At 71.1% G+C, this 26,298-nt stretch carries 21 protein-coding genes and 1 pseudogene; 9 read left to right on the top strand and 13 right to left on the bottom strand.

Going from position 1 to position 26,298, the window contains the following annotated elements:
* Positions 1 to 73 precede the first annotated feature (73 nt).
* The 5 genes from OG622_RS44700 (at position 74) to OG622_RS44680 (ending at position 4,715) form a co-directional block, all read left to right on the top strand.
* Entirely contained in the window at positions 74 to 499 is a 426-nt protein-coding gene (locus tag OG622_RS44700) for a DUF485 domain-containing protein (RefSeq protein WP_371582774.1), read from the top strand.
* Positions 493 to 2,091, top strand: a complete 1,599-nt coding sequence (locus OG622_RS44695) for a cation acetate symporter (RefSeq protein ID WP_371582772.1) — start codon at positions 493 to 495, stop codon at positions 2,089 to 2,091. Before OG622_RS44700 ends, OG622_RS44695 begins: the two co-directional genes overlap by 7 nt.
* A 126-nt stretch (positions 2,092 to 2,217) precedes the next feature.
* On the top strand, positions 2,218 to 3,186 hold the full coding sequence (locus OG622_RS44690; protein WP_371582771.1) for an acetylxylan esterase: 969 nt from the start codon (positions 2,218 to 2,220) through the stop codon (positions 3,184 to 3,186).
* A 63-nt stretch (positions 3,187 to 3,249) separates the two neighbouring features.
* On the top strand, positions 3,250 to 3,384 hold the full coding sequence (locus OG622_RS44685; RefSeq protein ID WP_371582769.1) for a hypothetical protein: 135 nt from the start codon (positions 3,250 to 3,252) through the stop codon (positions 3,382 to 3,384).
* A gap of 170 nt (positions 3,385 to 3,554) precedes the next feature.
* A complete protein-coding gene (locus OG622_RS44680) occupies positions 3,555 to 4,715 on the top strand; it encodes a serine hydrolase domain-containing protein (protein WP_371582768.1) in 1,161 nt (386 codons plus the stop codon).
* Between the two features lie 290 nt (positions 4,716 to 5,005).
* On the opposite strand, the gene OG622_RS44675 is transcribed toward OG622_RS44680, so the two are convergent.
* On the bottom strand, positions 5,006 to 5,866 hold the full coding sequence (locus OG622_RS44675) for a class I SAM-dependent methyltransferase (RefSeq protein ID WP_371582766.1): 861 nt from the start codon (positions 5,864 to 5,866) through the stop codon (positions 5,006 to 5,008).
* Positions 5,867 to 5,930: 64 nt separating this feature from the next.
* Here OG622_RS44675 and OG622_RS44670 point away from each other — a divergent pair, with 64 nt between their 5' ends.
* A complete protein-coding gene (locus tag OG622_RS44670; protein WP_371582765.1) occupies positions 5,931 to 7,517 on the top strand; it encodes an alpha-amylase family glycosyl hydrolase in 1,587 nt (528 codons plus the stop codon).
* A gap of 59 nt (positions 7,518 to 7,576) precedes the next feature.
* Here OG622_RS44670 and OG622_RS44665 read toward each other — a convergent pair whose 3' ends face one another.
* Positions 7,577 to 9,418: a sulfatase gene (locus OG622_RS44665; RefSeq protein WP_371582764.1), complete on the bottom strand. Its 1,842-nt coding sequence runs from the start codon at positions 9,416 to 9,418 to the stop codon at positions 7,577 to 7,579.
* 370 nt (positions 9,419 to 9,788) lie between these two features.
* On the opposite strand from OG622_RS44665, the gene rho reads away from it, so the two are divergent.
* Positions 9,789 to 10,931, top strand: a complete 1,143-nt coding sequence (gene rho, locus OG622_RS44660; protein WP_371582762.1) for a transcription termination factor Rho — start codon at positions 9,789 to 9,791, stop codon at positions 10,929 to 10,931.
* Between the two features lie 80 nt (positions 10,932 to 11,011).
* Positions 11,012 to 12,196 carry a D-alanyl-D-alanine carboxypeptidase family protein gene (locus tag OG622_RS44655; protein WP_371582760.1) on the top strand — a complete coding sequence of 395 codons (1,185 nt, stop codon included), beginning with the start codon at positions 11,012 to 11,014 and terminating at the stop codon, positions 12,194 to 12,196.
* 29 nt (positions 12,197 to 12,225) lie between these two features.
* On the opposite strand, the gene OG622_RS44650 is transcribed toward OG622_RS44655, so the two are convergent.
* From OG622_RS44650 to OG622_RS44610, 9 genes and pseudogenes are all read right to left on the bottom strand, one after another.
* The gene (locus OG622_RS44650; protein ID WP_371582759.1) at positions 12,226 to 13,164 is read right to left on the bottom strand and encodes a glutaminase; all 939 of its coding nucleotides are present in this window, start codon (positions 13,162 to 13,164) and stop codon (positions 12,226 to 12,228) included.
* Between the two features lie 80 nt (positions 13,165 to 13,244).
* Positions 13,245 to 14,657 carry an aspartate ammonia-lyase gene (gene aspA, locus OG622_RS44645; RefSeq protein WP_371582757.1) on the bottom strand — a complete coding sequence of 471 codons (1,413 nt, stop codon included), beginning with the start codon at positions 14,655 to 14,657 and terminating at the stop codon, positions 13,245 to 13,247.
* Positions 14,658 to 14,777: 120 nt separating this feature from the next.
* Positions 14,778 to 15,827 carry an asparaginase gene (locus OG622_RS44640; protein ID WP_371584416.1) on the bottom strand — a complete coding sequence of 350 codons (1,050 nt, stop codon included), beginning with the start codon at positions 15,825 to 15,827 and terminating at the stop codon, positions 14,778 to 14,780.
* Positions 15,828 to 15,838: 11 nt separating this feature from the next.
* Positions 15,839 to 17,287: an amino acid permease gene (locus OG622_RS44635; RefSeq protein ID WP_371582755.1), complete on the bottom strand. Its 1,449-nt coding sequence runs from the start codon at positions 17,285 to 17,287 to the stop codon at positions 15,839 to 15,841.
* Positions 17,284 to 18,015, bottom strand: a complete 732-nt coding sequence (locus OG622_RS44630; protein ID WP_371582753.1) for a FadR/GntR family transcriptional regulator — start codon at positions 18,013 to 18,015, stop codon at positions 17,284 to 17,286. Before OG622_RS44630 ends, OG622_RS44635 begins: the two co-directional genes overlap by 4 nt.
* A gap of 120 nt (positions 18,016 to 18,135) precedes the next feature.
* The gene (locus OG622_RS44625) at positions 18,136 to 18,969 is read right to left on the bottom strand and encodes an undecaprenyl-diphosphate phosphatase (RefSeq protein WP_371582752.1); all 834 of its coding nucleotides are present in this window, start codon (positions 18,967 to 18,969) and stop codon (positions 18,136 to 18,138) included.
* Between the two features lie 127 nt (positions 18,970 to 19,096).
* Entirely contained in the window at positions 19,097 to 19,471 is a 375-nt protein-coding gene (gene crcB, locus OG622_RS44620; RefSeq protein ID WP_371582750.1) for a fluoride efflux transporter CrcB, read from the bottom strand.
* Positions 19,468 to 19,980 carry a fluoride efflux transporter CrcB gene (crcB, locus tag OG622_RS44615; protein WP_371582748.1) on the bottom strand — a complete coding sequence of 171 codons (513 nt, stop codon included), beginning with the start codon at positions 19,978 to 19,980 and terminating at the stop codon, positions 19,468 to 19,470. Before crcB (OG622_RS44615) ends, crcB (OG622_RS44620) begins: the two co-directional genes overlap by 4 nt.
* Before the next feature lie 197 nt (positions 19,981 to 20,177).
* A pseudogene (locus tag OG622_RS44610) lies at positions 20,178 to 21,197 on the bottom strand (SMP-30/gluconolactonase/LRE family protein).
* A 112-nt stretch (positions 21,198 to 21,309) separates the two neighbouring features.
* On the opposite strand from OG622_RS44610, the gene OG622_RS44605 reads away from it, so the two are divergent.
* Positions 21,310 to 22,134 carry a hypothetical protein gene (locus tag OG622_RS44605; protein ID WP_371582747.1) on the top strand — a complete coding sequence of 275 codons (825 nt, stop codon included), beginning with the start codon at positions 21,310 to 21,312 and terminating at the stop codon, positions 22,132 to 22,134.
* A gap of 121 nt (positions 22,135 to 22,255) precedes the next feature.
* Here the strand turns inward: OG622_RS44605 and OG622_RS44600 are convergent, their stop codons facing one another.
* Positions 22,256 to 23,824, bottom strand: coding sequence for an arabinogalactan endo-beta-1,4-galactanase (locus OG622_RS44600; protein ID WP_371582746.1), 1,569 nt, complete (start codon positions 23,822 to 23,824; stop codon positions 22,256 to 22,258).
* A gap of 304 nt (positions 23,825 to 24,128) precedes the next feature.
* On the bottom strand, positions 24,129 to 26,150 hold the full coding sequence (locus OG622_RS44595; protein ID WP_371582745.1) for a beta-galactosidase: 2,022 nt from the start codon (positions 26,148 to 26,150) through the stop codon (positions 24,129 to 24,131).
* Between the last annotated feature and the right edge of the window lie 148 nt (positions 26,151 to 26,298).

The raw sequence follows: 26,298 nt of genomic DNA, 5'->3' as shown, positions 1-26,298 counted from the left end.
TGATACTTCAATTGCCTTGCTGCCATAATCCGCTTCCTCCCCCACAGGCATAAGGCAGCGAAGAGGGTGCATTGTGTCCAACCACGCGGCACGGCACGGCAGTTCCGTCCCGTTTCCCCCCGCCCAGCCCGGTCGGCAACCCGGCCGACAGCCCAGCCCACAACCCATACACGCACACCCTGAATTTCGTTCAATAAGCGCGGCATATCGCAGATTCGGGGTATGGGCGACCACGTTGTCCGTCGGCGCTTTCCTGTCGTACGTCCTCCTGTCGAGTTTCGTACCAGGAGTAATGAATCAACGATTGATCGGACATCTGACGCTGGGGCTGGCCCTCGGTCTGGCGCAGTTCGCCGTCATGGGTGTGACCGCGTTCCTGTACGTACGGCACATGCGCAGGAACATCGACCCGGTCGTCCGCCGGCTCCGTTCCCACCTGGAGGACCAGGACGCCGAGCAGCGGCGCGTCCCGGCCGGACGGCGGTTCGGCGCATGGTGACCTTCTCCGCGAGCGTGGCGGACGCGTTCAGCCTGCGGCTGACGTTCGTGCTGTTCCTCTCCGTCGTCGTGATCACCCTGTTCACCGCGCTGCTCACGGCACCGCAGCGGGACGAGATCAGCGAGTTCTACCTCGGCAACCGTGACATGTCGCCGCTGCGCAACGGCCTCGCCATGTGCGGTGACTACCTCTCGGCCGCGACCCTGCTCGGCAGCACCGGCCTCGTCGCCCTGACCGGGTACGACGGCCTGCTCTACCTCGGCGGCACGGTCGTCGCCTGGATGATGGTGCTGCTGCTCATCGCCGAACCCCTGCGCAACTCGGGCAGGTTCACGCTCGGCGACGCCCTGGCCCGGCGGTTCCCGCTGCGACAGCGGTCCGTCCGACTGGCGCTCGCCATCTGCACGCTCTCCGTGTGCACCCTCTACCTGGTGGCCCAACTGGTCGGCAGCATCGCGCTGATGACGCAGTTCGTGGGCGAACCCGGCCCGACCACCCGGATGATGGTCGTGATCATCATCGGCACGATCGTGACGATCTACGCGGCGATCGGTGGCATGCCGGGGGCCACCTTCATCCAGGTGTTCAAGGCCGTGATGCTCGTCGCCGGTGTCACGGTGGTCGCCGTGCTGGTGTTGAACCGCTTCGACTGGAACATCGACGGGCTCCTGGCGTCCGCGACCGGGGGCAGCGGGCTGGGCGACGCGTACCTCCAGCCGGGCCTGCGCTACGGGGCGGGCCCCATCAGCAAGATCGACTTCTTCAGTCTGCAACTGGCCATCGTGCTCGGGCTGGCCGCGCTCCCCCACGTGATGATGCGGATGTTCGCGCCTCGCCGGACCCGGGTGCTGCGCGCCTCGGTGGTGTGGGCCGTGGGTCTCGTCGGATTCGTGTGCCTGATGGCCGGTGTGCTCGGGCTCGGCGCCACCGCCGTCGTGGGCCGCGAGACCATCTCGGACATCGACCACAAGGGCGACGCGGCCGTACTGCTGCTCGCCCACGAACTCGGCGGTGAGGTCCTCACGGCGATCGTCTCGGCCCTGGCCTTCGTCACCCTGCTCGCCGTCGCCGCCGGTCTCATGCTCGCCGCCGCCTCGTCCGTCGCCCACGACCTCTTCGGCGAGGTGCTCCGCAAGGGAAAGGCGAAGGAGACGCAGGAGTTGGGCGTCGCCCGGATCGCCGCGATGGCCCTGGGCGTCCTCAGCATGATGTTCGCCCTCCTCGCCTGGGGCACCAACACCGCCACCCTGGCGTTCCTGGCCTTCGCGATCGCCGCGTCCGCCATCCTCCCGACGATCATCTACAGCCTGTTCTGGCGCGGGTTCACCGCCCGAGGCGCCCTGCTCAGCCTGTACGGCGGCCTGGTCACCTCCGTTCTGCTCGTCCTGTTCTCGCCGGTCGTCTCCTCCACCCCCGACTCGGTGTATCCGAACGCCGACTTCGCGTGGTTCCCGCTGCAGAACCCGGGCATCGTGTCGATCCCGGCGGGCTTCCTGCTGGGCTGGCTCGGCTCCCTCCTCGGTCCCCGGCAGGAGGACAGCGTGTACGAGGACTTCGAGGTCCGGGCCCTGGTCGGGGCCGACCAGAGGTGAGCCCCGGGACCGACCGGAGGTGAGACGTGGGGTCGTCGCGGGCCCGGAAAACGCCCTTGGCGGGCCCGCGGCGTCCCACGTACGGTGTGATCATCCGCACCTCAGAACTCAAAAAGGTGGTCCTTCATGGCCCTGTTCGACCTGCCGTTGGACGAGCTCCATGGCTATCGAAGCGCTTCGACGGAGCCCGAGGACTTCGACGCCTTCTGGGCGAAGACGCTCCAGGGATCCCGCGAGCACGACCTCGACGCCCGATTCGAGCCGGTCGAGACCCACCTGAAGACGATCCAGGTGTACGACGTCACCTACGCCGGGTTCGGCGGGCACCCGGTCAAGGGCTGGCTGGTCATCCCGGCCGGGGCGACCGAACCGCTGCCCACCGTCGTGGAGTTCATCGGCTACGGCGGTGGCCGCGGCCTGCCCCACACCCACCTCATGTGGGCCTCGGCGGGCTACGCCCACTTCGTGATGGACACCCGGGGCCAGGGCAGCGCCTGGGGCGGAGGCGGTGACACCCCCGACCCGGTGGCCGGCGCCCCCGCCTTCCCCGGCTTCATGACCCGGGGCATCGACGCCCCCGAGAACTACTACTACCGCCGGGTCTACACCGACGCCGTACGCGCGGTGGAGGCCGCCCGCTCCCACCCGCTGACCGACGCGGCGCGCACGGCCGTCGTCGGCTCCAGCCAGGGCGGCGGCATCGCCATCGCCGTCGGCGGACTCGTCCCCGACCTGGTCGCGGTCGCGCCCGACGTGCCGTTCCTGTGCGACTTCCCTCGCTCCACCACCATCACCGACCGCGACCCCTACCGCGAGATCGGCAAGTACCTCAAGACCCACCGCGGCCGCACCGAGCAGGTCGGACGCACCCTCGCCTACTTCGACGCCGTGCACTTCGCCGCGCGCGGCCGGGCCGCCGCCCTGTTCTCGGCGGCCCTGGAGGACCAGACCTGCCCGCCGTCCACGGTCTTCGCGGCGTTCAACGCCTGGGCCGAGGCCAACAAGCGCATCGAGGTCTACGACTTCAACGACCACGAGGGCGGCGGCCCTTTCCAGGAGGCGGTCAAGTTGCGCTGGCTGGCCTCGCGGCTCTGACGGAACCGAAACGGGCTGCAGGGCGCCCACGGGGCGGGGTGTGGCAGTGTGCGAGAACCGCCCATGACGACGCTCTGGCGGTCGCCGGGGCCGGGTGCTGTCGAGGCCTACAGCAGCGCGAGGACCCTCGCGGACTGTCTCTGCGTACGGTTCGACGCGGCCGGTCCGGCGGTGGAGACCCGGACCGCCGGCACCTGATCGCGGTCCGCACGGAGCCCGCCCGCCCCCTGCTCATCCCCCGAGGCCCCTGCCGGTGGCGACGGTTCCGTCGCACGGCTTCCCTCCTGTCCGACCAGTCGGTATGTTCGGGGAGACCGGGCGGCCCTCGCCCCGGCGAACGGCGGCGGACGACGGACGACGGAGGGTTCATGTCCCAGTCTCAGGTGCGGGGTCACTGCGAGGCACGGTTCGAGGCCGTGCGCAGCGCGTTCGAGGAGAACTTCGGCGAGCGTGACGAGCTGGGGGCGGCGGTCACCGTGACGCTGCGCGGGGAGACCGTGGTGGACCTCTGGGGCGGCTGGGCCGACGCGGCACGGTCCCGCCCCTGGGAGCGGGACACCGTGGTCAACGTGTGGTCGACGACCAAGGGCACGACCGCGCTGTGCGCGCACATCCTCGCCGACCGGGGCCTGCTCGACCTGGACGCCCCGGTGGCCGCGTACTGGCCGGAGTTCGCGGCGGCCGGCAAGGAGGGCGTGCTCGTGCGGCATCTGCTGTCGCACCGGGCGGGGCTCGCGGGGCCGCGTGAACCGCTCTCTTTCGAGCAGCTCTGCGACTGGGAGCTGACGGTCAAGCGGCTCGCGGCGCAGGAGCCCTGGTGGGAGCCGGGCACGCGGTCCGGGTACCACGCGATGACATACGGCTTCCTCGTCGGCGAGGTGGTCCGGCGGGTGTCGGGGCTGCTGCCGAGCGCCTTCCTGGCGCGCGAGGTCACCGGACCGCTCGGTCTCGACTTCACGATCGGCCTGCCCTACGCGGAGGCGTCGCGGGCGGCCGAGCTGGTGCATCCGCCGACCGCGACGACCAGTGAACAGGCCGCGGTCTTCGCCCAGTTGACGCCCACGGCGCTGGCCGCTCTCGCCAACCCGCTGATCGGCGCCGCCGAGGCCAACACCCCCGAGTGGCGGGCCGCCGAGGTCCCGGCCGCCAACGGCCACGGCACCGCCCGGGCGGTCGCCGCGCTGTACGGGATCCTCGCGCTGCGCGGCACCTGGGGCGGGCGGCGGGTGCTGTCGCCGGAGGCGGCCGAGCGGGTCCGCGAGGGCCAGGGCGCCTGCCGTGACCTGGTGCTCGGCGTCGGGTTGGGCCGGGACACGGAGATCGGGCTCGGGCTGTGGCTGAGCGGCCCGCACGGCTCGTACGGGCCGAACCCGAGGGCCTTCGGCCACGACGGCTACGGCGGCTCCAGCGGCCTCGCCGACCCGGAGGCCTGCGTCTCCCTCGGCTATGTCATGAACCGCATGGGCCCGCACATCGCCGACGACCCGCGCAAGATGGCCCTCGTCGAGGCGCTGTACAGCGCGCTCTGACCGCACAGGGAGAGACCGGGAACGGCCGGAGCCCGCTGTGACGACCCGCGGAGACCGGGGGCCACGAAGGACAAGACGACCTCCCCCACGCTGGAGCGCTCCGAGGCGAAGCGGGCGGGCTCGCACACCATCGAGGTGGGCTCCTCGCGCGTGGCGATGATGTCCCACCCGGACAAGGGGGTCCCGCTGATCAAGTCGGCGGCGCAAGCCACCCGTTGACCCGTGCCATCCCTTGACGCGCGCCGCCCGGCCCTGGCCGACTCCTCCGGGCCCGGCGGCCTCATGGCGGGTCACCCCTTGCGCGTGGCCACGACCATCCGGCAGCGCGGGCTGCCGTCGGGCCGCCGCCCGAACTCGGGCAGCGCGAACAGTTCCACGTCGAACCCGGCGCGTTCCAGCTCACGAAGTACGACGCCGAGCCGGAACGGCCGGTAGTACATGACGAACGGCGGCCGCCAGACCGCGTTGCGCACCCGCATCGCCGCGTCGAAGCCCAGGGCCGCCCAGTACCAGGGGGAGTTGGGCGGGGCGGGTGCGGGCAACGGGAAAGCGAAGCGTCCGCCCGTCCGCAGCACGGAGTGCGCCTCGGCGAAGAGGCCCGGCAACTCCTCCGGCAGGAAGTGCCCGAACGCGCCGAAGCTGACGGCCAGGTCGAAGACGGGCGCGAAGGGGAGGGCCAGGGCGTCACCGCGCACCCAGGAGACGCGGGGGACACCGGAGCCGGGGGCGGCCGGACCCGGACCTTCCGAGTCGGCGGAAGCGGCCCCTGGGCCCGCGGAGCCGGGGGTGGCCGAACTCAGGCCGCCCGAGCGGACGGAAGCAACGTGCGGGCCCGCGGAGCGGGTCGTGCCGGAGCCCACCCGCTCCCTCCCCACCGCCAGCATCCCGGCACTGATGTCGACGCCGGTGACGCTCTCCCGGCACACCCCGCGCAGCACCTCCATGCCGGCCCCGGTGCCGCAGCAGAGGTCCAGCCCGTGGTCGAACGGGCCCATCGACGACAGGGCCGACTCCACCGCCTCCAGGACGGAGTCCGGCGTACGGAACGGGGTCTGGTCGAATTTGGGTGCGAGCAGGTCGTAGCCGTGTTCGACGGAGGAGAGTGCCTGAACGGCGAGTTCGCGGAGGCTGGGGCCTTGCGGGGTGAACATCATGTCAGCTTAGGCCTTGGCTCGGGGCAGCGGCCGGCGTGTGCCCTCGCCTATGGTCCAGGACATGACTTCGTTCCGTCCTGCCCCGACCTGGCTGGCCGACGCCGTCTTCTACCAGATCTACCCGCAGTCCTTCGCCGACTCCGACGGGGACGGCATCGGGGACTTCGCGGGGATCACCGACCACCTCGACCATCTGTCCTGGCTGGGTGTCGACACCGTCTGGCTGAACCCCTGCTTCCTCTCGCCGTTCCGCGACGCCGGGTACGACGTCGCCGACTATCTGCGCGTCGCCCCGCGCTACGGCTCGAACGACGACTTGGCCGAGCTCGTCGACGAGGCGGGCCGCCGGGGCATCCGGATTCTGCTGGACCTCGTCGCCGGCCACACGTCCATCGACCACCCGTGGTTCCGGGCCGCCGCGAACGACCCGGACGACCACCGCTACATCTGGACGACCCAGGGCCGCCCGGAAGGCTTCGTCGCCTCCCCCGGCACCCGCCCGGGTGCGTACCTCCCGAACTTCTTCGACTCCCAGCCCGCCCTCAACTTCGGTTACGCGCGCGAGAATCCGGCCGAGCCGTGGCGGCTGCCGGTCGACGCCGACGGCCCGCGCGCCAACCGCGACGCCCTCCGCACGATCATGGACCACTGGCTGGGGCTCGGCCTCTCCGGCTTCCGCGTCGACATGGCCGCCTCGCTCGTCAAGGACGACCCGGACAAGGCCGAGACCGCCCGTGTCTGGACGGAGCTGCGGCACTGGCTGGACGCCGCCCACCCGGACGCCGTGCTGCTCGCCGAGTGGGGCGAGCCGGAGGTGTCGATCCCGGCCGGCTTCCACGCCGACTTCTTCCTCCACTTCGGCGGTCCCTCCGACGGCCTCGCACTGCGCTCGCTGTGGAACAACGGCGGGGGCACGGTCCACGAGAACTGGGACCCTCTCGACTGCTTCTTCGACGCGAGCGGCCACGGCTCGCCGCGTCCCTTCGTCGAAGCCTGGCACCAGGCGTCCACGGCCGTCGACGGCGCGGGCGCCATCTCGCTCCCCACCGCCAACCACGACTTCTCCCGCCTCAACTGCGGCCCCCGCACCGCCGATCAGCTTCCCCCCGCGTTCGCCTTCCAGCTGACCTGGCCGACGCTCCCGGCGATCTACTACGGCGACGAGATCGGCATGCGCTATGTGCCGGGCCTGCCCGACAAGGAAGGCAGCGTCCTCGGCCCTCGCTACAACCGCGCGGGCTCCCGCACCCCCATGCAGTGGGACGCCGGCCCGAACGCGGGCTTCTCCCCCGCCCCCGCCGACCGCCTCTACCTCCCCGTCGACCCCTCCCCGGACCGCCCGACCGTCGCCGCCCAGCGCGCCGACGACACCTCGCTCCTCCACCTCGTACGCCGGCTGATCGCCCTGCGCAGGCGTACACCCGAGCTGGGCCACGGCGGCTCGGTGGAGGTGGTGCACGCGGGGTATCCGTTCGTGTACGTCCGGGGCGGGAGGTATCTGGTGATCGTCAACCCGCAGCGTCACAAGGCCAGTTGCTTGTACACGCCCCCCGTCCACAGCGCTCTGGAGGGGCAGGGCGTGGACATCGTGGGCGGCACGATCACCGCGCGGGGCTTCGGATACGGGATCTTCGAGCTCGGCGGATAGTCGTCGGGGCCGGCTGCCCGGAGTCCCGCTCCGGGCAGCCGCTCACACGGCGCGGACCTCTACGGCGAGGGCGAGCGGGCCACGTTCGGCTCCTCGCCGTACGCGGTGAGGAAGCGGTCGCGGAAGGAGTCCATGCGCCAGACCGGGGCGTCGTCGCCGGGCCGCAGACCGTCGGACCAGCCCCAGTCGTCGATCCGGTCGAGGACCTTCGGGTCGTGGGCGACGATGGTGACGGGTACGTCATGGCCGGCTCCGTTGCCGCTGACGCTCGCCATGGGCTGGTGGTCGCCGAGGAAGACCAGCACGGTGTTCTCGTCGCCGTACCTCTCCACGTACCGCAGGAGGCTGTGCAGGGAGTACTGGACGGACTTGCCGTACTCCTCCTTCACCTTGACGGGGTCGGTGAAGACGTCCGCCGGGTCCTTGCCCGCCTTCTCGATGTCCTTGTAGACCGAGCCGTCGCCGACCTCGTCCCAGCCGACCATCTTCGGCAGCGGCGCCCACGGCTGATGACTGGAGGTCAGGATGATCTCCGACATCAGCGGCTTGTCGCCCTCCTTGGCCGCCTCCAGGCGTTCGAACGCGGTGAGCGCGTACTGGTCGGGCATGGTCGACCAGCTGAACTTCGGCCCCCGGTAGCCGAGATCGCGGGAGTCGTAGACCTTGTCGAGGCCGTAGAAGTCGCCCTCCGGCCAGTTCTTCTGCACCCCGGGCACGATGCCGACCGTCCGCCAGGCCCCGGTCTTGTGGAACGCGCCCGGCAGCGTGAGGCGTTCGCCGGCGGTGACCGTGCGGTAGCGGCTCTGGTTGTCGATCCACAGGCCGGTGAGGAACGTCGAGTGGCCGAGCCAGCTGCTGCCACCGTACGTCGCGGAGGTCAGCCAGCCGCTCTTCGCCGCGAACCCCGCCCTGGTCAGCGCCTCGCCCTCCTCGTCGAGGGCCGCGTCCACGCCGGGCGCGACGGCCGGGTCCTCCAGGGCGGCGCGCCCGTAGCTCTCGATGAAGGTGATCAGCACGTCCTTGCCGCGCAGCCCGGTCAGCAACTGATCGCCGGGCACGTCGGCGAACCTGTCCTTCCTGGCCTCCTTGGCGAACGCGGCCTCGTCCCTGAGGGTCTCCTGGACCCGGCCCCAGCGGTCCTGCACGAAACCGATGGTGCTCCTGGAGGCGACCGCCGTGTTCTCGATGGGCGTCAGGCCCAGAGCCGCGCAGGTGATCCACACGGTGCCGGCGACGATCGTGCCCTTGGTCGCCCGGTCCCGGTCGCGGACCAGGAGGTTCACGAGCCGCACCGCCGCCAGTGCCATGACGACGAACAGCAGCAGCACCCCGGCCACCAGACCGACCACGGCGACCCGCGCGCCCGTGGAGCCGAGGGTGTCCTTGACATACGACTCGGCGTCGTCGAGCAGCCCCCAGTCGAGGACCACGTTGAAGCCGCGGCCGAGGAACTGGTTGAAGCCGATGTCCAGGGCCTTCACGACGACCAGCGCGGCCAGGCCCACCCCGATGGCGACCGCCGCGACCAGCCTCGGCCGGCGTGGCAGCACCATCAACAGGGCGGCGGCGAGGATCGGCTCCACCGGTATCCGCAGGAACTGCCGCGCCTCGAAGAACTCGGCCTTGCCCGGCATGAGCAACGCGAAGAACACCAGGGCGGCAGCCAGCGCGGTGACGCCCCATGACAGACCGCGTGTGGCGAGCGGGTACTTGTCCCGGAACGCCGTCCGGTACCTCCGCCATCGACGGACGGGTTCGCCGGTCCGCGCCGGAGCGCCCGCGGTGGGATCGTCCGACGCCGACACGTCCGCCGTCGGCCGCCTGCTCGTCTCGTCCGTCTCGTACGTGGTGTCCGTGGCGTCCGTGGCGGGTGATGGGCTGGAGCGCGTGAAGAGCGACACGCGACGTTCCTTCCGTGCGAAGACCGCTGGCGGTGCCCCCATCTGTACGACGGGTCCGCGAGATCAGTTCAAAGGCCACGGGTAAGCCATCGGTAAGGAACTCCCCAACAGCCGACCACCCATGGTGGTACACTCGCCTTGGCACGTGTGTATCGCCCACTTTCGGGCGCCGGTGCCACTCTCCAGGAATCTGAGATCTCTTCCGCTGAGCCGCCCGTCGATTCCCGACCGGCCGTCAGCTTCCCCGCATCACCCGCGACACACACGCCGCCTCTCACGCGGCCGTGAACGGCTCGGCCGTACCCCGGGTGTGTGCTTCCCCCTCCCTTCCCCATGCGTTTTCCTCACGTCCTCGAAAGGACCCCCATCCATGACCACCACCACACTCGAACGCACTTCCACAGATCGGCAGCCTCCGGCCCGGGTCACCGGCGTCCTGGAGATCACACAGAGCGGGCAGGGACACCTGCGCGCCGAGTGCGGCCTGACCACCCCTTCCGACCCGCAGGTCCCCGCCGCGCTGATCCGCCGGTACGGACTGCGCAAGGGCGACACCGTCGAGGGCGTACGCGACAGCCGACGCGCCCTCACCGACATCGAGCGGATCAACGGCCGTACGCCCCAAGAGCTGCGCGGCCGCCCGCATTTCCACGACCTCACCCCGCTGCACCCGCGCGAGCGGATGCGGCTCGAACACCCCGCGAGCGGCCTGACGGGCCGTCTGGTCGACCTGCTGGCCCCCGTGGGCAAGGGGCAGCGCGGGCTGATCGTGGCCCCGCCCAAGACCGGCAAGACGGTACTGCTCCAGCAGGTGGCCGCCGCGATCGCCGCCAACCACCCCGAGGCCCGTCTGATGGTGGTGCTGCTCGACGAGCGGCCCGAGGAGGTGACCGACATGCGGCGCTCCGTGCGGGGCGAGGTGTACGCCTCCACGTTCGACCGGTCCCCCAAGCAGCACATCGCGCTCGCCGAACACGTCGTGGAGCGCGCCAAGCGACTCGTCGAACAGGGCGAGGAGGTCGTGATCCTGCTGGACTCCCTGACCCGGCTGTGCCGGGCCCACAACAACGCGGCCGCCTCCGGAGGCCGCACCCTGAGCGGCGGTGTCGACGCCGCCGCGCTGCAAGGCCCCAAGCGGCTCTTCGGCGCCGCCCGGCTGACCGAGGAGGCCGGTTCCCTCACCATCCTGGCCACCGCCCTGGTGGAGACCGGGTCCCGCGCCGACGACTTCTTCTTCGAGGAGCTCAAGGGCACCGGCAACATGGAGCTCCGCCTCGACCGAGCCCTCGCCGACCGGCGCGTCTTCCCCGCCGTCGACATCAACCCGTCCGGCACCCGCCGCGAAGAACTCCTGCTGACACCGGGCGAGTTGATGGCCGTACGCGGGCTGCGGCGGGCTCTGCGGTCGCGCGAGGGGCAGGCGAACCTCGAAACACTGCTCGAACGGATGCGCGCCACACCGGACAACGCGACTTTTTTGCGGCAGGTGCAGCCCACGCTGCCGGCCGCATGACATGAGGCATCCGGGTGCTCGATGCGCGCGACCGGCCCTGGCACCCCGGTCCACGGCGCGACCGTTCCTACGTTTGCGGTATGACCATCGGATTCCCATCCCGCGTTCCCCGTGTTGCCCGCATCGCCATCTGCTGCTCCGCCGTCTGCACGCTCGGGGCCCTGGCCGTCGCGACGAACCCGGAAGGTGCCGGCCTCCCTGCCTGGGCGGGCGCGCAGGACGCCAAGGCCGCGCAGGAGCCGCCGTCGCTGCACCGGCCCGGGACGCGGGTACGGCCACGGGCCGGGGCACCCCGGGTTCCGCAGGACCTCACCGCGGTGTCGTGGCTGGTGGCGGACGCCGACAGCGGCGCGGTGCTCGCCGCGCACGACGCGCACCGCAGACTGCCGCCGGCGAGCACGCTGAAGACCCTGTTCGCGCTCACCGTGCTGCCCGGTCTCCCGGCGGGCCTGAGACACACGGTCGAGGCCAAGGAGTTGGCGGGCATCGGCGCCGGGAGCAGCCTGGTCGGCGTCAAGGAGAACCACACCTACCGGGTGGCCGACCTGTGGCGCGGTGTCTTCCTCGGCTCGGGCAACGACGCCGTGCGCGTCCTTGCCTCCCTCAACGGCGGCTGGAAGGCCACCACCGAGCAGATGCAGGACAAGGCCCGTTCCCTGGGCGCCCGGGACACGCGTGTCGTCTCGCCCGACGGGTACGACGCGCCCGGCCAGGTGTCGTCCGCGTACGACCTGGCGGTGTTCGGGCGGGCCGGGCTGCGCAACGCGGAGTTCGCCGGGTACTGCGCCACGGCCACCGCGAAGTTCCCGGCGGGCGGCTGGTCGTACGGCATCCAGAACACCAACCGGCTGCTCACCGGCGCCGGTGTCGCGCGCTATCCGGGGCTGATCGGCGTCAAGAACGGCTATACCAGCAACGCGGGCAACACCCTGATCGCCGCCGCCAAGAGGGGCGGGCGCACCCTCGTCGTGACGGTGATGCGCCCTCGGTCGGGCGGCGGCTACGCCGTCTACGAGGAGGCGCGCTCCCTTCTCGACTGGGGTTTCCGGGCCGCCGGGCGCGTCGACGCCGTGGGCTCGCTCCTGCCGCGCCCGGCTGCGGCCCCTCAGGCCGGCCCCGGACCGCTGCCCGTCCGCGAGGCGAAGGAAGAGGTCACCGCCTCCGGCTGGCCGGTGGCGGGCGCGATCACGGCTGCGGCCGGGTTCGGCGCGGCGTCCGTGGCGCTGATGCTACGGCTCAGGAACGGCCGGTTCGCCCGTGGCTGACCGACCGGCAGCCACAGCAGCAGGGCAAGTCAGAAAATGGACACTCCCGTCAGGGTCGTGAACCGGTCCAGTGCCGCCACTCCCGCCACCGAGTTGCCCCGCTCGTCCAGCCCCGGACTCCACACGCAGAGCGTGCAGCGCCCCGGTACGACGGCGATGATGCCGCCGCCCACCCCGCTCTTGCCGGGCAGGCCCACGCGGTAGGCGAACTCGCCGGCCGCGTCGTACGTGCCGCAGGTGAGCATGACCGCGTTGACCTGCTTCGCCTGACTCCGCGTCAGCAGGCGGGTGCCGTCGGCGCGGACGCCGTGGCGGGCGAGGAAGGTGGTGGCGAGGGCCAGGTCGGCGCAGGAGGCGGTGAGGGAGCACTGCCGGAAGTACTGGTCGAGAAGGGCCGGTACGGGGTTGTCGATGTTGCCGTACGACGCCATGAAGTGGGCGAGGGCCGCGTTGCGGTCGCCGTGCGCGGACTCGGAGGCGGCGATCTGCGCGTCGAAGTCCAGGTCCGCGTTGCCGCTCTCCGACCGCAGGAAGGAAAGCAGCGTGCCGGCCGCGTCCCCGGTGCGGGTGTGCAGGCGGTCGGTGACGACGAGGGCGCCCGCGTTGATGAACGGGTTGCGCGGGATGCCGCTCTCGTACTCCAGCTGGACCAGGGAGTTGAAGGGGTTGCCGGACGGCTCGCGGCCCACGTGCTCCCAGAGGGCGTCGCCCTCGCGGGCCAGGTCGAGGGCGAGGGTGAACACCTTGGTGATGGACTGCGTGGAGAACGGCTCCCGCCAGTCCCCCACGCCGTACACCGTGCCGTCCAGCTCCGCGACGGCCATGCCGAAGCTGCGCGGGTCGCGGGCCGCGAGCGCCGGGATGTAGTCGGCGGGCCGGCCGCGGCCCGGGGTCCGTTCGATCTCCTCGGCGATGCGTTCCAGGACCGGCTGGAAGGTGAGGGACGACGTCGTTGTCATGATCACCATTGTGCCTTCCGCGCCGGCCCTGGCGCGTCGTCGCAGGTCAGGGGTGGGACGGTGCGGGGATGGGCCGGCCCCTGGGTACGTCAGGCCAGGGGGTCGCCGCTGCCCGCGAGCACCTCGGGCCTCAGCAGTTCCTGGAGCCGTTCGGCGGGCAGCAGGCCCTTCTCCTGGACGAGTTCGGCCACGCCCCGGCCGGTGGCGAGGGCCTCCTTGGCGATGTCGGTGGCCGCGGTGTAGCCGATGTACGGGTTGAGGGCGGTGACCAGGCCGATGGAGTTCTCCACGGCAGCGCGCAGCTCGGCCTCGTTGGCGGTGATGCCGTCGACGCACCGCTCGGCCAACGTCAGGCAGGCGGCCCGCAGATGCGTGATCGACTCCGACAAGGAGTGCAGGATGATCGGTTCGAAGGCGTTGAGCTGGAGCTGTCCGGCCTCGGCGGCCATGGTGATGGTGACGTCGTTGCCGATGACCTCGAAGGCGACCTGGTTGACGACCTCGGGGATCACCGGGTTGACCTTGCCGGGCATGATGGACGAACCGGCCTGCACCGGCGGCAGGTTGATCTCGTTCAGGCCCGCGCGCGGCCCGGAGGACAGCAGCCGCAGGTCGTTGCAGCTCTTGGAGAGCTTCACGGCGACGCGCTTGAGGACACCCGACATCTGCACGAACGCGCCGCAGTCCTGGGTGGCCTCGACCAGGTTGGCGGCGGTGACCAGCGGCAGCCCGGTGATCGCGGAGAGGTGGCGGCGCGCCGACTCGGCGTATCCGGCGGGGGCGTTGAGGCCGGTACCGATCGCGGTGGCGCCCAGGTTGATCTCGTGGACCAGTTCTACGGCCTCCGCCAGGCGGCTGCGGTCCTCGTCCAGCATCACCGCGTACGACGAGAACTCCTGGCCCAGCGTCATGGGCACCGCGTCCTGGAGCTGCGTGCGCCCCATCTTCAGCACGTCACGGAACTCGACGGCCTTGCGGGCGAAGGAGTCCTGGAGCACCGCCATCGCCTTGAGCAGTCCGTGCACGGCGTAGACGGTGGCGATCTTCACGGCGGTCGGGTAGACGTCGTTGGTGGACTGGCCGAGGTTGACGTCCTCGTTGGGGTGCAGGTACTCGTACCGGCCCCTGGCGTGGCCCAGCAGCTCCAGCGCCCGGTTGGCGATCACCTCGTTGGCGTTCATGTTGGTGGAGGTGCCGGCGCCGCCCTGGACGACGTCGACGACGAACTGGTCGTGCAGCTTGCCGTCGCGGATCTCCCGGCAGGCCTCGATGATCGCGGCGGCCTTCGCGGGGGCGAGCAGGCCGAGTTCCTCGTTAGCGCGGGCGGCGGCCTCCTTGACGGCGGCCAGCGCGTCGATCAGATGCGGGTGGGCGGAGATCGGCGTGCCCGTGATGGGGAAGTTCTCCGTGGCACGCAGGGTGTGCACGCCCCAGTACGCGTCGGCGGGGACGTCACGGTCTCCGAGCAGATCGTGTTCGCTGCGGGTCACTGCGGCGGTCATGGCGGTACGGGTCCTCTTCTTTGAGGGGGGTGCGGGCGGGCCGCCCGCGCAAGGCGGTTCGAAGGGAGACGAGATCGCGGGGGTCCGGGGTTCACATGTCCTTGGCTTCCACGAGCGGGTTCAGATGTCCCTGGTGTCCGGGAGCCGATCGAGCGTCCTGGCCGGCCGGATGTGTCCGACCACATGACCGCCGCCGAGCAGCGGGGCGCCCGCGAAGCCGGCGAGGGCGGCCGGATCGACTCCGGCGCGGGCGAGGGCCGCCGCGGTGACGGGGACCCGGGCCCGGTTCGCGCCGTCGGCGATCTTCACGGCGACGGCGCGGCCGTCCGGGAGGGCGGCGGCCTGGACGCCCTCGAAGCCGTCCTTGGTGAGCAGTCCGGGCACGGCCCGCATCAGCTCGGCGACGTCGCGCCCGGCGCCGGACGCCATCTCGGCGTGCGCGCGCATGGCGTCGGCGACCGTGCGCTCGGGTGTGCCCTCGGTGGCGGTGGTGATCCGGGCGAGGGCGCGGGCCAGGCCGTGCAGGGAGACGGAGAAGAGGGGAGCGCCGCAACCGTCGACGGTCACCCGGGCGATGGCCTGCCCGGTGAGGTCCTCGACGATCTCGGCGATGGCCTGCTGCAGCGGGTGGGCCGGGTCGAGGTAGTCGTCCAGGGACCAGCCGTTGAGTCTGCAGGTGTAGAGCATGGCCGCGTGCTTGCCGGAGCAGTTCTGCGCGAGACGGGAGGGCTGCCTCCCCTCGCGTATCCACTCGTCCCGGACGGCCGGGTCGTACGGCAGGTCGGTGACGTTGCGCAGATCGTCCTCGGCGGCCCCGGCCAGCTCCAGGATGCGCCGGGTTCCGGCGAGGTGGCGTTCCTCGCCGGAGTGGCTGGCCGCGGCCAGGGACAGCAGTTCGCCGTCCAGGGGCAGTCCGGCGCGCAGCATGGCCACGGCCTGGACCGGTTTGAGCGCCGACCGGGGGTAGAACGCCGCCTCGATGTCGCCGAGTTGGAGTTCCACCTCCCCGTCGGCACCCAGCACCACGACGGAGCCGTAGTGGATGCCCTCGATGACACCTCCGCGTACGAGGTGGGCGACGGGGGCGTGGAGCGGTTCCCGGATCACGGGGGCCGCGGCCACCGGAGCCGCAGGGATCGCCGCGGCGCCGGTGGTCGTGGGGTCGTACATCACTGCCTGCTTCACTTATTCGCTCCGGCCGACTGCTGGGCGACCCGGCGACGTACGCCGAACCAGCCCAGGATCAGCGCCAACACGATGAGGGGGAGACACAGCACGGTCGTCCGGCCGGCACCGCCGTCCGCGTACATCAGGACGAGCACCGACGCGAGGAAGAACAGCGTCACCAGTTCGGTCCACGGGGAGCCGGGCAGCCGGTAGCTCGGCCGGGTCAGCTCGCCCTTCTCGGTCTTCTGCCAGAACACCAGGTGACAGATCATGATCATGCCCCAGGTGCAGATGATGCCGATCGCGGCGAAGTTGAGCACGATCTCGAACGCGTCGGCCGGGACCACGAAGTTCAGCCCGACACCCAGCACACAGATACCGCTGGTGAGCAGGATGCCGCCGTACGGGACCTGGCTGCGGCTCATCACACCGGTGAACTTCGGGGCGGAGCCCGCCATCGCCATCGAGCGCAGGATGCGGCCGGTGGAGTACAGGCCCGAGTTGAGCGAGGACATGGCCGCGGTCATCACGACCAGGTTCATGATGCCGCCGGCCGCCGGGATGCCGATGTTGGAGAGCACGGTGACGAAGGGGCTCTCGCCGGCCTTGTACGACGACCAGGGCAGCAGCATCGCAAGGAGCAGGACGGAGCCGACGTAGAACAGGCCGACGCGCCACATGATCGAGTTGATCGCCTTCGGCATGATCTTCTCGGGGTTCTCGGTCTCGCCCGCCGCGACGCCGACCAGCTCGACGGAGGCGTAGGCGAAGACGACGCCCTGGATGATCAGCAGCATCGGCAACAGGCCGTTGGGGAAGACACCACCGTTGTCGGTGATCAGGGACAGGCCCGGGGTGTGGCCGTCGACGGGCTGCTGGGTGACGAGCAGCCAGATGCCGATACACATGAAGAGGACGAGCGCGCCGACCTTGATGATCGCGAACCAGAACTCCAGTTCGCCGAACATCTTCACCGAGATCAGGTTGACGGTGAGGACGACGCCGAGCGCGATGAGCGCGATCACCCACTGCGGGATGTCGGAGAACATGCCCCAGTAGTGGGTGTAGAGGGCGACCGCGGTGATGTCGGCGATACCGGTGGTGGCCCAGTTCAGGAAGTACATCCAGCCGGCCGTGTACGCGCCCTTCTCGCCCAGGAACTCCCGGGCGTAGGACACGAAGGCGCCGGACGAGGGCCGGTAGAGGACCAGTTCGCCGAGGGCGCGGACGACGAGGAAGGCGAAGATTCCGCAGACCGCGTACGCGATGAAGAGGGACGGGCCGGCGTCGACGAGGCGGCCGCCTGCGCCGAGGAAGAGGCCGGTGCCGATCGCGCCGCCGATGGCGATCATGTTGACGTGGCGGGACTTCAGGGACTTGCTGTAGCCGGCGTCTCCGGCGTCGACGTGCGCCGGGGTCTGTCCGGCCTGTACGACGTCTTTGTCGAGGGACTGCTCGCTCACGTCTCGCGTCCGCCTTCCGTGGAGCTGTCCGTGCGCGGGGAACGCACGATGTCGGTGAGGGTGGTCTCGACGCGGTCGAGGTGGTGGGACATGGCCTCCACCGCGTCGTGTTCGGAACCGTCGATCAGCGCCTCGACGATGGCCCGGTGCTCGCGGTTGGACTGCTCGCGCCGGCCGCCCAGCTCGTTGAGGAAGGCCGACTGGCGGGCCAGCGCGTCCCGGATCTCCTCGATCACCCGGCGGAACACCGGGTTCTGGGCGGCCTCGGCCACGGTCAGGTGGAAGAGGGTGTCCATCGCGACCCAGGCGGTGGTGTCGGTCTCCCGCTCCATCCGGTCCAGGAGGTGGGCCAGACGGTCCAGGTTCTCCGGGGTGCGGCGCGCCGCCGCGTATCCGGCGACCGGGATCTCCACGTGCCGGCGCACCTCCAGCAGGTCGCTCGCCGCGTAGTCGCCGAAGGTGGGGTCCTCGACGGCGTTCGCGATCACGAAGGTGCCCTTGCCGGTGCGGGACTGGGTCAGGCCCATCACCTGGAGCGCGCGCAGCGCCTCGCGGAGCACCGGACGGCTCACTTCGAGCTGTCGGCAGAGCTCCGCCTCCGAGGGGAGCTTGTCCCCGATGGCGTACTTGCCACGCTCGATGGCGTCGCGAAGGTGGGTGAGCACCGCTTCCATGGCGCTGACGCGCCGGGGTGCCGAGCCACCTGTCTGGCTGTCTGACAGGTTCACGGGGGTGATCCTGCGGGTGACGGCAGGGGGCTGTCAAGGGGTCCCGGATTCGATCTTCCAGGTCACGGGCGGTCGTTGATCAGCCCCGCGGCACCCGGCGGCGGCGCGGGGCGAGCGCCGTCAGCTGAGGCCACCCGCACCGAGCAGCCCGAAGAGGAGGACCCCGACGACGATCCGGTACGCCACGAACACGTTGGAGGAGTGCCTGGTCACGAACTTCAGCAGCCAGGCGACGGAGGCGTACGCGACCGCGAACGAGACGGTGGTGCCGACGATCAGCGGGGCCGCGCCCACCCCCGCGCCGAGGGCGTCCTTCAGTTCGTAGAGCCCGGCGCCGGTGAGGGCCGGGATCCCGAGAAAGAAGGAGAGGCGGGTGGCCGCCACCCGGTCGAGGTCGAGCAGCAGCGCGGTGGACATGGTGGCGCCGGAGCGGGAGAAACCGGGGAAGAGCAAAGCGAGTATCTGCGAACCGCCTACGAGCATCGCGTCCCGGAACCGGGTGTCCTCCTCCGCGCGTCTGCGCCGGCCCACCTGTTCCGCGACCCACATCACCCCGCTGCCGACGATCAGCGAACCGGCCACCACCCACAGCGAGGCGAGCGGCCCCTCGATGAGCGACCGGGCGGCCAGCCCGACGACCACGATCGGGATCGTCGCGGCGATCACCCACCACGCGAACCGGTAGTCACGGTCCTGCCGCTCTCCCGCGTCGAAGATCCCACGGAACCAGGCGGATCCGATCCGCGCGATGTCGCCGCGGAAGTAGACGAGGACCGCGGCGATCGCGCCGACCTGGATGACCGCCGAGAACCCGACGACGGCCTTGTCGTCGACCTGGATCCCCATGAGCCCTTCGGTGATCTTCAGATGCCCGGTCGAGGACACCGGCAGGAACTCCGTCACCCCCTCCACCGCTCCGAGGACGACGGCCTGACCGACGCTGATGGTGCTCATGGGGTCCAGTTCCGCTCGGCGAGGGCATGACTGACGGGGGTGTGGCTGAGGTGTGACCGGCGACGGGGCACGGCGACCGTGATCGCGCCGGGGAGGCAGTCGTACTACAGCCGGGTAAGGGCCGCGCTCAGGACCAGAGAGCCTGCGCCGCCGCCAGCCCCACAAAGACCGCCCCCAGCCCGGCCGTCACGCTCGCGACCACGTTGACGGCGGCGTGGAAGCGGGCGCCGCCCCGGGCCAGCCGCAGGGTCTCGTACGAGAAGGTCGAGTACGTGGTGAGCGCCCCGCACAGGCCGGTGCCGAGAACGAGCCGCAGGTGGGAACCGGCGGCACCGGCCGCTGCGGCGCCGGTGAGGATGCCGAGGATCAGGGATCCGCCGACGTTGACGGCGAACGTCCCCCAGGGGAAGTCCGTGTCGTACCGCGACTGCACGGCGCGGTCGGTGAGGTAGCGCAGGGGCGCGCCGACCATCGCGCCGACGATGACGAGCACCCAGTTCACGACGACCTCTTACCTTTCTCACGCCTTGCGGTGGGTCCGGTCCGTAGCACCCGACGCGCCGTCGCAGCCGCGAGCCAGACCGCCGTGAGGGCGGCGAGGAGGGTCGCGGCGAGGTAGGCGAGCGCGGTGCCGGGGCGGCCCTCCTCCATCAGGCGCTGGATGTCGACGGCGTACGTGGAGAAGGTGGTGAAGCCGCCGAGCACTCCGGTGCCGAGGAAGGGGCGGACCAGGCGGTGAACCGTCCACACCTCGGTGATCGCCACCATGAAGAGGCCGATCACGAAGCAGCCGACGACGTTCACCCAGAACGTGGTCCAGGGGAAACCCGCGGCACTGGTGGGCCAGAGCAGAGCGGCGCCGTAGCGGGCCGCCGCACCGATGCCACCGCCGACCGCCACGACCGCGACCACGGGTGCCTGGCCGTGCCAGGGGGCGGGCCGGGGCGGGTCGGCCACTGGGGCGTCCGGTGAGGGGGAGGCTTCGGGCCCGTCGGGGTGCGGGGCTGGCATGGGCGTGCGTCTCCTACTCGCCGGGGCCCGGGTGTCCGCCGGGCGCGCTCCGTCGCAAGCAGGGACCGTTGTCGGCACCGGTGCCGCGGTTCGGGTACGGCGGGCCCCACCGCCGCGCCGCGAGGGGGGCGCGGCCGGTCAACAGCCTAACGCCGCCGCCGGCCCCGCACGCGCCAGGTACCGATCGCGGCCGGCACTCACTCCGCCTTCCCCGGCAGCTCGCACACCGCGACCCCCCGCTCCACCAGGCTGCCCAGGATCAGCTGCCCCTCGGCGACGCAGGCACTCGTGACCATGCGGAAGCGGGAACGGTGGTCGACGAGGGTGTGGACGGCCTTCCCCTCGTCGTCGAACGCCATGACACCGGCGAACCCGAGGGGCCGGAACGGTGCCCGTACCGCGACCCGGCCCGCGGCGTGGCGTACGGCCGGGCCGGCGCGGTGGAGGCGGTCGAGGGCGCCGATGCGAGGTCCGGCGAGGGCCACCCAGATCAACCCCGCCGGATCGCGCCACATGTTGTCGGGCGTGCCCGGCAGGTCCTCGGCGAAGGGCTCGCTCGTGCCGGCCTTCGCCCCGGTGAGGTGGACGCGGGTGAGCCGCCGGGCGCCGGTCTCCGCGACCACGAGGAACGACTCGTCGGCGGAGGGGGCGAGGCCGTTGGCGAACTGGAGCCCCTCCAGGACGACTTCGGGCGTCCCCTCTCCCGGCGCGAGGCGCGACAGCCGCCCGGTCCCGGTGTGTTCGACGATGTCGCCGATCCTCCCCCACTACCTAGAACGGCGTGGGGGGACCCCCAGCTGGAGGGGGTAACGGCGGCTGGAGACCGTGAAGTAGATCGTCCCGTCGGAGAGCGCCACGGCATTGCTGCAGAACCGGATCGGCTCACCCCCGACCTCGTCGGCGAGCACGCGTACCGTGCCGTCGCCGGCCGTGACCCGCAGCAGCCCCCGCTCGGCGTCGCACACCAACAGGTCGCCGTCCGGGAGGAGTTCGAGGCCGAGGGGTCTGCCGCCGGTGTCGGCGAGGGTCTCGACCCGTGCCCGCCCCGGCTCCGCGAGCCCGTCCACCCGCAGGACTCGTCCGTCCTCGACGCCGGTCAGGACCCGCCCGCGCTCGTCGACGATCACGTCTTCGGGCCCGCGCCCGCCGATCCCGACGAACGCCCGTGGTACGAGTTCGGCGCCCCGTGAGTCCGTCCTGCCCGCCACGCCCGTCATGTCCGCCTCCTGGTCGTCCGTCCGATGCCCGCGCCGGTCCATCCTGGCAGGGGGCCGGGCCGTCTCTCGTCACCTCGGGTTAGGTTGGCCGTCACCGACCAGGGAGACCGCCGTGCCCGCCCGCCCCCGCCTGCTGTACGTCACCGACCTCGCCTACCCGGCCCGTGGACGGCGCTACGGCGACGAGGACATCTTCCTCACCTCCCGACTGCGCGCGGAGTTCGATCTCGCCCTGTGCCATCCGCTGGACGCGGCGGCCCTGATGGACGGCTTCGACGCCGTCGTGGTCCGTAACAGCGGGCCCGTGCTGCACCACCAGGAGGCGTACGACGCCTTCCGCGAGCGGGCGACGGTGCTCGGCACCCGCGTCTACAACCCGCTGACCGGCCGGGCCGACATGGTCGGCAAGCAGTACCTGCTGGACCTCACCGAGGCCGGGTACCCGGTCATCCCCACCGTCGACCGGCCCGAGGAGCGGGGATCGCTGCCCGAGTCCGCCTCGTACGCGGTCAAGCCGAAGGCCGGCGCGGACTCGATCGGCCTGCGCTTCGTGACCGGTACCGAACTGGCGGGGCTGACCTGGGGTGACGTCCTGGTGCAGCCTCGCGTCGACTTCCGCTACGAGGTGTCCTTCTACTACGTCGACGACGCCTTCCAGTACGCCCTGTACGCGCCCGACCCCGACCGGCGCTGGGTGCTGGAGCCCTACGAGGCCTCGGCGGCCGACCTCGCCTTCGCGCGGCGCTTCATCCACTGGAACACCCTCGACCACGGCATCCAGCGGGTGGACGCCTGCCGTACCGAGGACGGTGCCCTCCTGCTCGTGGAACTGGAGGACCTCAACCCGTATCTGTCGCTGGACCGGGTGCCGGAGCCGGTCCGGGACGCCTTCGTGGCCGCGATGGCCGGCTCGCTGCACACCTTCATCGGCCGCTGAACAGCCAGAGGGGCCGCACGCCGAAGCGTACGGCCCCACGACTGCTTTTCAGGGGCGTGGGGAACCGCGCGACCAGCCCTCACCGGCCCGCAGATTCATCACGGCCTGAAGAACCGGCTCACTACCGATGGCTGAACCAAGCCACCGCCGGAAGCGCCCTGTCGTCGTACCCGAACAGCGCCTGGTTCTCCCACCCGTTCCCGGACGCCGCGTCCGTCGGATCCCAGCCGTTGCCGTTGACGGCGGTCCACGTCGACTCCCAGTAGAAGATCCCGAGGCCACGGCCGTTCGGGACGGCCTCGACGATGCTCGCGACATCCTTCATCCACCGCGTCTGACCGGCGGTCGTGGCCGGGTAGCCGGACACCAGTTCACTGCTCAGGTCGATGATGTTCTCGTGGGAGTCCTCGCTGTCGAGGCGGAACGGGTAGGCCGTCTCGGCGAGGAACACCGGCTTGGAGTAGCGGGAGGCCGCGTCGTCCAGCGTGGTCTGGAAGTCGGCGAGGGTGCCGTGCCAGTAGCCGTAGTACGACAGGCCGATGACGTCGAACTTCACTCCGTTGGAGACCGCACTGTCGAACCACCAGCGGGTGCCCGACAGGTCGCCGCCCTTGGCGAGGTGCAGCGCCACCTGGGTGGAGGAGTTGACCGCCTTGACGGCGTCGTAGCCGGAGTTGAGCAGACCGGCGAGCTGCGACCAGTTGGAGGTGGAGCCGGCGGACCACAGCATGCCGCCGTTGATCTCGTTGCCGACCTGGACCATGTCGGCGGTGGTGCCCTGGGACTTGAGGGCGTTGAGGACGTCGTAGGTGTGGTTGTAGACGTCCGTCTTCAGCTGGCTGTAGGAGTGCCCGGTCCACGGGGACGGCACGGTCTGTGCGCCCGGGTCGGCCCAGGTGTCCGAGTAGTGGAAGTCCACCAGCAGCTTCATGCCCTGCGCCTTGATGCGCTTGGCGGCGGCGAGCACGCGTGTCTTGTTGTTGTAGCCGTCGGCGGGGTTCACCCAGACCTTGACGCGCGCGTAGTTCTGTCCGGCGTTCTTGAGGATGGCGAGCGCGTCGCCGGTGGTGCCGGAGCTGTTCTTGTAGACGCCCCCCTTGGCCTCGCTCTTGATGAGCGACGACACGTCGGAGCCCTTGACGGTCAGGCCCGTCGTGCCGGACGTGAAGGTCAGGTCGTCGACGTTGATCCAGTTCCCGGCGTTGGCGTCGGAGTTGACGCTGATCGTGCACTGGTTGTTCGTCACCGCGATCGAGGTGACGATCCGGATCCAGCCGCTGGAGGAGACCGGGATGTCGGTGCGCTGTTCGGCGCTGCCGCAGTTCTTCAGCGCGAGGTACGCGGAGTTCTGGCCACCGCCGGAGCGCACCCACGCGGTGAGCTTGTAGTTCCCGTTGGTCAGGCCGGACAGGTACTGGTAGGTCTCCACCTTGTAGGCCGAGGCCGCGTAGTGGGAGAGGCGGTAACTGCCGCCGTGGCCACCGGACTCGGTGAAGGAGGCGGAGTTCTGTCCGGCGGCCGAGTACGTCGACCAGCCGGCCGGCGTCGCGGTCCCGGTGCCGCCGGACTCGAAGCCCCCGTTGGTGAGCGTGGAGGCGGCGGATGCCGACGTGGCGGGCAGGGTGGTGAGCGCCAGGCCTGCGAACAGCGGTATCAGCAGGGCCCTGAGGGCGCGTCTCGCGTGGAACATCGTCGTCCCTTCGACGAAGGTGGGGATCTGGTTGCGCGATGCTGTGGCGGCGCCGCGCCCGAAGGCCGTGGGCGCGGCGCCGCCGTTACCGGCCGGATGTCCCCAGAGATCAGGCCGGTGTTCGGGGGTGGCCCGGGGCTGGAGACCAACCTCGGGCGGGGGCCCGGGGCGGGGCGGCTCCGGGCGGGGCCCGGAGCCGGAGATCGCCCCGGGGCCGGCCCACGGCCGGTGGTCGGCCCTGGGTCGGGAGCGGCGGCCGTCACCCTCTACGGCTCGGTGACCGGCCGCCGCCCACATCGGGTGGTCAGGCGTCGAGGCGTACGACCCTGACGGCGCCGGCGGGTACGGCGAGGTGGCCCGCCGCGCGTTCGCCGGTGAGGAGTTCGGTGCCGTCGGTGTCGAGCGGCACCTTCGTGTCGAGGGCGGTGTGGTTGATCGCGAAGAGGAAGTCGCCCGACTCCCCCGCGCGGCGGACCACTTCGACGTCGCGCGGCAGGTCGGCGCGGGGCGCGATGCCCGCGTCGTCGGCGGCCCAGCCGAGGAGCACGTCGAGGCCGTGCGCGTCGAGTCGGGTCGACACGTACCAGGCGGAGCCCCCGCCGAGCCGGTGCCGGGTGACGGCGGGCCGGTCGGCGGCGAGCCCGTCCGCGTAGGTCCACACGGGCTCGGCGCCGCGCGGCACCACGAACTCCGTCCACACGTCACCGGTGAGTTCGGAGCCGTCGGGGCCGGTGATACGGACGTTCTCCCCGCCGAGCAGCGGCGAGAACTCCTCGACGGTCAGGCCGAGAACGTCCCGCAGGGCGCCGGGGTACGGGCCCTCGTGGACGGCGTCGTGCTCGTCGACGATCCCGGAGAAGTAGGAGACGACGAGGGTGCCGCCGTTCTCGACGTACTCCTTGAGGTTGTTCCCCGCCGCTTCGGTCATCAGGTACAGCGCCGGAACGACGACAAGGGGATAGGCCGACAAGTCGGCTTCCGGGTGGGCGAAGTCGACCGTGAGGTGGCGGTCGTAGAGGGCCTCGTAGAACGCGTCGGCACGCTCGCGGGCCTCGTGGTCCTCGCTGGGGCGCCAGGCGAGGTTCTGCGCCCACCAGGACTGCCAGTCCCACAGGACGGCCACGTCGGCGACGGTCCGGGTGCCGCGGATCTGACTCAACGAGTCGAGGGAGGCGCCCAGTTCGACGACCTCGCGCCACACCCTCGACTCGGTGCCGGCCTGCGGCAGCATCGCCGAGTGGAACTTCTCGGCGCCGCGCCGGGACTGCCGCCACTGGAAGAACATGGCACCGTCGGAGCCGCGTGCCACATGGGCGAGGGAGTTGCGGGCCATCTGGCCGGGGGCCTTGGCGGGGTTGCGGGCCTGCCAGTTGACGCCCGAGGTGGAGTGCTCCAGGAGCAGCCAGGGGGCGCCGCCGCCGACCGAGCGGGTGAGGTCGGCGGCCATCGCGAGGTTCACGTGGGTGCGGCGGCCGTCGGTGATCAGGTAGTGGTCGTTGGTGACGAGGTCGACCTCGCGGCCCCAGGCCCAGTAGTCGAGGGAGTCGCACTGGCTGAGCGCGGTCATGAAGTTGGTGGTGACCGGGATGCCGGGTGCGAGGCGGTGCAGGATGTCCCGCTCGGCGACGAAGTTCTCGCGGATGGTCTCGTCGGCGAACCGCTTGTAGTCCAGCGCCTGGCCCGGGTTGCCGACCGTGGGGGTCACCCGCGGCGGGTTGATCTGGGCGAAGTCGGTGTAGTGCTGGCCCCAGAAGGCGGTGCCCCAGGCCTCGTTGACCGCCTCGACCGTGCCGTACGTGCGCTCCAGCCAGCGGCGGAAGTGGGCGGCGCAGGAGTCGCAGTAGCAGGCGGAGACGGGGACGCCGTACTCGTTGTGCACGTGCCACAGGGCGAGCGCGGGGTGTTCGGCGTAGCGCTCGGCGAGCTTGGTGGTGATGTCGGCGGCGGCGGCCCGGTAGTCGGCGTTGCTGTGGCAGATGGCGCCGCGCGAGCCGAACTCGTAGCGGGTGCCGTCGGCGGTCACGGGCAGCGCCTCGGGGTGCTCGCGGTAGAACCAGACGGGCGGGACGACGGTGGGGGTGCCGAGGTCGGCACGGATGCCGTTCTCGTGCAGCAGGTCGAGCAGGCGGTCCAGCCAGGCGAAGTCGTACACCCCGCGCCCGGTCTCCAGCAGGGCCCAGGAGAAGATGCCGACACTCACCATCGTGACGCCGGCCTCGCGCATCAGCCGGACGTCCTCGTGCCAGACGGTTTCCGGCCACTGCTCGGGGTTGTAGTCCCCACCGAAGGCGAGCCTGGTGAGGCCCGTGGGGGTGGTCTCCGGCATGGATCTCTCCCGTTTGGTCGGTCATCTGGGAACGTGCACACACAACGGCGGCGGTGCGAGCCCAACATAACCGCACAGCAACAACCATTGACAAGTGTCCGGGATGTTTCTCTACTGTGAACGCTCACAGAAGCATGACACGGTCTTC

The organism is Streptomyces sp. NBC_01314 (assembly GCF_041435215.1).
In the GTDB taxonomy this organism is placed as follows: Bacteria; Actinomycetota; Actinomycetes; order Streptomycetales; family Streptomycetaceae; genus Streptomyces.
The sequence above is the reverse complement of the archived record's forward strand: the minus strand, read 5'-3'. Positions and strand labels throughout refer to the sequence as shown.